This window comes from Christensenella sp. (genome assembly GCF_034927525.1).
GTDB lineage: Bacteria > Bacillota > Clostridia > Christensenellales > Christensenellaceae > Christensenella.
Genome location: NZ_JAYFPU010000354.1, coordinates 1 through 5220 on the forward strand (window position 1 = coordinate 1; position 5220 = coordinate 5220).

A 5220-nucleotide genomic window follows, 5' to 3' on the forward strand; every position below is an offset into this window, starting at 1 on the left:
TCGGTGGAGATCAAGAACGGGAAAAAGCGTCATGTGACGCGTAAAATGTTCCCGGGTTATGTGATGGTCAAAATGTTTTTGACGGACGAATCGTGGTACGTGGTGCGTAATACGCGTGGCGTGACCGGATTTGTGGGGCCATCCTCAAGGCCGATCCCGCTGTCGGACGCAGAGGTACGCTCGATGGGTATCGAAAATGTCCATATCGAGCTTGATGTGGAGGTCGGTAACAATGTCATCGTCACGGCAGGGCCGCTTGAGAGCTTTGTTGGTGTGGTGGAAGAAGTCAATCCAGAGCGTCAGAAGGTGCGCGTGCTTGTATCTATGTTTGGCCGTGACACGTCTGTTGAGCTCGACTTTGTGCAGATCAAGAGGATCTAAAATGGTATCAAGTGGGAGATGTAATCCTTGCATCGTGACCACATATTATAAGAAAGAAGGATAAGAAGTATGGCAAAGAAAATTTCAGGGTATATCAAATTACAGATACCCGCAGGAAAAGCAACGCCTGCACCGCCGGTCGGGCCTGCGCTCGGTCAGCACGGTGTAAACATCATGGACTCTACAAAGGCGTTCAATGAAAAGACAGCGCAGCAGGCAGGGCTTATCATCCCGGTCGTGATCACTGTGTATGCAGACCGCTCGTTCAGCTTTATCACAAAGACGCCTCCGGCGGCAGTGCTCATCAAAAAAGCCTGCAAGCTTGAGAAGGCTTCCGGCGTGCCGAATAAGCAGAAGGTCGCAACGATCACACGTGCGCAGTTGGAAGAGATCGCAACGCTCAAAATGCCCGACCTTAATGCAGCGTCGCTTGACGCAGCAGTCAGCATGATAGCTGGTACTGCAAGAAGCATGGGCGTAGAAGTGGAGGGCTAAGCGATGAAAAAGGGAAAGAAGTACTTAGAAAGCGTAAAAAGCTTTGATAAAATGAACCTGTTCGACCCGGAAGAAGCAGTGAAGCTTTGCAAGGAGACCGCAAAGGCAAACTTTGACGAGACGATCGAACTTTCTGTAAGACTGGGCGTTGACCCGCGTCATGCGGACCAGCAGGTTCGTGGTGCAGTTGTACTGCCGCACGGAACGGGTAAAACGGTTCGTGTCCTTGTTATCGCAAAAGGCGACAAGGCTAAGGAAGCGGAAGACGCAGGCGCGGATTTCGTGGGTGCGGAAGAAATGGTCGAGAAGATCCAGAAGGAAAGCTGGTTTGATTATGACGTTATCGTTGCGACTCCTGACATGATGGGTACGATCGGACGTATTGGTAAGGTGCTTGGGCCGAAGGGCCTCATGCCGAACCCGAAATCCGGTACTGTCACAATGGATATCGCTAAGGCGATTGCAGACATCAAAGCAGGTAAGGTGGAATACCGCGTTGACAAGACGGCGATCATCCACGTTCCGATTGGCAAAAAGAGCTTTGACGAGCAGAAGCTCGGCGAAAACTTGAAGTCGATCATGGACGCGATCGTGAAGGCGAAGCCGTCAGCTGCTAAGGGTACATACCTAAAGAGCGTAGTCATCGCTTCTACGATGGGCCCGGGCGTGAAGATCAACCCGATGCGATTTATCTAAATAGCAAACAATCAAAAGACAGTTGGACAATAGTCCGGCTGTCTTTTTTATGTTTATAGATAGAAAAAAATGTTTAAATATAGGTACTATTTCATTAAAAGGAGGGGTATATTTTATGAGTATAGACAAAGAAATAAAATTAACGAACGAGGTAGGCGCGCCAGTGCCGGACAACGAGAGTTCCATCACTGTAGGTGAACGCGGGCCGGTTGTCATGCAGGACGTATGGCTGATGGAAAAAATGGCGCATTTTAACCGCGAGGTGATCCCGGAACGCAGGATGCATGCGAAGGGCTGGGGTGCCTACGGAAAGCTTACAGTGACGCACGACATATCCCAGTACACAAAGGCATCGGTATTGCAGCCGGGTAAGGAAACAGAGTTGTTTATCCGCTTTTCGACGGTCGCGGGAGAACGCGGCGCGGCGGATTGTGAACGCGACATCAGGGGTACGGCTGTAAAGTTTTATACGGACGAGGGGAACTGGGACCTTGTTGGAAATAACACGCCTACGTTCTTTATTCGTGATGTACATAATTTTTCCGACTTGAACCGTGCGGTCAAGCGCGACCCGGCAACAGGGCGGCGCAGCGCGCAGAACAACTGGGATTTTTGGACACTTCTGCCTGAATGTTTTCACCAGATCACGGTGGTGATGAGCGACAGGGGTATTCCCGCGTCGTTCCGCAACATGCACTTTTTTGGAGAGCATACGTTCTCTTTCTACAATGCGAAGAATGAACGCGTATGGTGCAAATTCCATTTTAAGACACAACAGGGCATCAAGAACCTTTCGGACGAGGAAGCGGATAAGATCAACGGCATGGACAGGGAGCACCACGGCAAAGACCTTTATGAAGCCATTGCAAGCGGCGACTTTCCGAAATGGACGATGTATGTGCAGATCATGACGGAGGAACAGGCCAAAAACCATTATGAGAACCCGTTTGACATCACCAAAATATGGCCGCATAAGGAATTTCCGTTGATCGAGGTGGGCGTGCTGGAACTGAACCGCAATCCGGAAAACTATTTTGCTGAAGTGGAGCAGGCCGCGTTTACGCCCGCGCACGTCGTGCCGGGGATCGGTTTTTCGCCTGATAAATTTTTGCAGGGAAGGTTGTTTGCGTATGGCGATGCACAGCGTTACCGCCTGGGCGTGAACCACAACCAGATTCCTGTCAACAAAGCGAAGGTGGAGGTAAACGAATACCATCGTGACGGACAGATGCGCGTGGATGGAAACTACGGCGGCACGCCGGCGTATACGCCCAACAGCTACGGCGCATGGACAGCACAGCCGGAAGTCATGGAACCGCCGCTCGACATTGAGGGCGCGATGTACCGCTATGACCCCAAGGACGACCCGACGGATGATTGCTTCCGTGCGGGAGGAAACCTTTTCAGGGTTATGACCGAAGACAAAAGGCAGCTGTTGATCGAAAATACGGCAAGGAATATTGCGCCGTGTACTGAGAACATCAAATACCGGCACGCGGTGCACTGCTATCACGCGGATCCGGAATATGGCGAGCGTTTTACCAAAGCAGCAGGGCTCGACCTAGCGAAAGTCAAGGAGCTTTGCAAGCTCAGCAATGACGAACTGAACAAGGCGACGATGTAGTTGAATCAAGAAAAGGTGCAGGGAGGTCCACAGGCTTCCCTGCACTTATGTATGGGGGGCAAAGATGAAGATTTCAGTGATGCTGTGTACGATTGCAGGCGTCATATTGACAGCTTTGGGCGTGATCGGGATAGTGCTCCCGATCCTTCCGACCACGCCGTTTATATTGGCGGCAGCGGCTTGCTTTAGCGGAAATCCACGTATGCGCGGTATGCTGCTGAAGGTTGGGATTTTTAAGGAATATATCGAGAATTACAAGAGCCGCAGGGGTCTTAGGAAACGGACGGTCGTCGTTAGCCTCTCGTTTTTGTGGGGAATGCTGGCGCTTTCCAGCGCGCTCGTTGGCAAACCGTGGCTGGTTGCGCTTCTTATGTGTGTCGGCGTTGCTGTGAGCGCACATATTCTTTATGTTGCGCGGGACCGTACGAATGGTGAAGAAAAAGGAATAGATATATGAAGTCAAAACGAATCCCCGCAATCGCGGAAACAGTTTTTGATGTATTTTATTTGTGCGCGGGAACGGTCATCGGCATTTATTTGCTTGTGACGGCAAAAGCTCCGTGGCAGGAGCTTTATGGCGTTATGGCGCTTGTGCTTGCAGGCGGGGACGCGTTCCACCTCGTGCCGCGTATGCGCGCAGGGCTTACGGGGGAAAGGGAACGTTTTTTGGGACAGCTTGGAATGGGCAAGCTGGTCACTTCCATCACCATGACAGTGTTTTATGTGCTGTTGTGGCATATCGGATTGCTGCTATTTCCGGGCTCGCCTATGGAGGCGTGGACGGGCGTTGTTTATGGCGCTGCTGTGGTTAGGATCGTGCTGTGCCTGCTTCCGCAAAACAAGTGGCGTACAGACGATGGGGCGCGGATATGGAATATCCTGCGCAACCTTCCGTTCCTGCTGCTTGGGGGTGTGGTGCTGGCGCTTTTCCTGACCAGCGCGGGAGGCTCGCAGTTCCAAATGATGTGGCTGGCGATTTTGCTGAGCTATGCGTTCTATATTCCGGTCGTCTTGGGATCGCGTAAATACCCTATGCTCGGCATGCTGATGATCCCCAAGACATGTATGTACCTTTGGATTCTGTGGATGGGCTTGTGAAGGCATAGGAGACCGCAGTATATTAAAATACGGGCATTCACACATTCGTCAATCTCTCTCAACAGTTTGTCCATAAAAATTCTCTAAAGTATAAGTAGCCGCACGCAACGCGCTATGTTTGCGGTGGCAATCATAAGAGAAACCATGAGGAGAGAGATATGGACGAAAACCTGAAGAATGACGAAGCACAGGAAAACAATGTGCAGGCAGAACAACCGCAGGGCACGCATGACGCAAATATTGTGAACGACGCACCCGGTGGCACGGGCAATGAACCTCCCAAAAGGGAAAATAAGTTTTTTACAAAAAAGGCGGTTCCGGCGCTGATCTTGGGCGCAGTAGCAGTATTCGCGATTGGCTTTGCAGGCGGCGGGCTTGCTAACGCGGTCCTTGACGGACACGGCGGCCGTATGCAGTACCGCATGGCGGCACAGGCGGAAGAGTTTCAGAGACGAAGTGAAAACCGCGGCTATCAAGGAGCGGACGAGACGCAGGAAGAGCAACAGGAGCGCGAAACGCGGGACAGCCGGGAAGGCACAGTAAAACGCGGACAACGCGGGACATGCGGCGTACAGGGACAGGAAGACGGTGCGCAGCAAAACGACAGCGAAAACAAAACGAAGAACAGTGACCGTGGCAATTCCGGCAGGCGGACGCAAGACGGCGGACGCAGCAGTATCGACTGGCAGTCGTAACAAAAAAACCTGAAGCAATGGCTTCAGGTTTTTTATATGTCCGTTAATCAGGATCGCGGTTGCCCGCGAATGCTTCCTCGATTTCTTTGATATTCTGTATAAGCTTAGGATGGCTGTTGAAAGCCTCTTTTGCGGCCGTGCGTCCCGTATTGAAGTAGCGCCAGTTATCCGACACCTCAATATCACGCAGGATGCGGTTCAAATTCCAGGCCTGATATAAGGCAACTTCCT

8 protein-coding genes are annotated in these 5220 nt (G+C 51.6%); 7 read left to right on the forward strand and 1 reads right to left on the reverse strand.

Annotated features, from left to right (window positions below):
- The 7 genes from nusG to VB081_RS14140 all read left to right on the forward strand — a co-directional run.
- The coding region (nusG, locus tag VB081_RS14110; protein ID WP_323401415.1) for a transcription termination/antitermination protein NusG at positions 1-381 on the forward strand (381 nt) is incomplete at its 5' end.
- 69 nt (positions 382-450) lie between these two features.
- Positions 451-876 (forward strand): 50S ribosomal protein L11, encoded by a 426-nt coding sequence (gene rplK, locus VB081_RS14115; RefSeq protein WP_323401416.1) that lies wholly within the window; start codon positions 451-453, stop codon positions 874-876.
- Between the two features lie 3 nt (positions 877-879).
- Positions 880-1572 carry a 50S ribosomal protein L1 gene (gene rplA / locus VB081_RS14120; protein ID WP_323401417.1) on the forward strand — a complete coding sequence of 231 codons (693 nt, stop codon included), beginning with the start codon at positions 880-882 and terminating at the stop codon, positions 1570-1572.
- A 115-nt stretch (positions 1573-1687) separates the two neighbouring features.
- Positions 1688-3196 carry a catalase gene (locus tag VB081_RS14125; protein ID WP_323401418.1) on the forward strand — a complete coding sequence of 503 codons (1509 nt, stop codon included), beginning with the start codon at positions 1688-1690 and terminating at the stop codon, positions 3194-3196.
- Between the two features lie 64 nt (positions 3197-3260).
- Complete coding sequence (locus tag VB081_RS14130) at positions 3261-3653, forward strand: YbaN family protein (protein ID WP_323401419.1); 393 nt, start codon at positions 3261-3263, stop codon at positions 3651-3653.
- Positions 3650-4294 carry a hypothetical protein gene (locus VB081_RS14135; RefSeq protein ID WP_323401420.1) on the forward strand — a complete coding sequence of 215 codons (645 nt, stop codon included), beginning with the start codon at positions 3650-3652 and terminating at the stop codon, positions 4292-4294. Before VB081_RS14130 ends, VB081_RS14135 begins: the two co-directional genes overlap by 4 nt.
- Positions 4295-4452: 158 nt before the next feature.
- A complete protein-coding gene (locus VB081_RS14140) occupies positions 4453-4989 on the forward strand; it encodes a hypothetical protein (protein WP_323401421.1) in 537 nt (178 codons plus the stop codon).
- A 43-nt stretch (positions 4990-5032) separates the two neighbouring features.
- Here VB081_RS14140 and VB081_RS14145 read toward each other — a convergent pair.
- Positions 5033-5220 (reverse strand): hypothetical protein (locus tag VB081_RS14145; RefSeq protein WP_323401422.1); only part of this gene is annotated, 188 nt, incomplete at its 5' end.

Bases quoted from the DNA above. Each gene is read 5' to 3' on its own strand.
- VB081_RS14125 (WP_323401418.1), top strand. From the start codon at position 1,688: ATGAGTATAGACAAAGAAATAAAATTAACGAACGAGGTAGGCGCGCCA.
- rplK (WP_323401416.1), top strand. From the start codon at position 451: ATGGCAAAGAAAATTTCAGGGTATATCAAATTACAGATACCCGCAGGA.
- VB081_RS14140 (WP_323401421.1), top strand. From the start codon at position 4,453: ATGGACGAAAACCTGAAGAATGACGAAGCACAGGAAAACAATGTGCAG.
- rplA (WP_323401417.1), top strand. From the start codon at position 880: ATGAAAAAGGGAAAGAAGTACTTAGAAAGCGTAAAAAGCTTTGATAAA.
- VB081_RS14135 (WP_323401420.1), top strand. From the start codon at position 3,650: ATGAAGTCAAAACGAATCCCCGCAATCGCGGAAACAGTTTTTGATGTA.
- VB081_RS14130 (WP_323401419.1), top strand. From the start codon at position 3,261: ATGAAGATTTCAGTGATGCTGTGTACGATTGCAGGCGTCATATTGACA.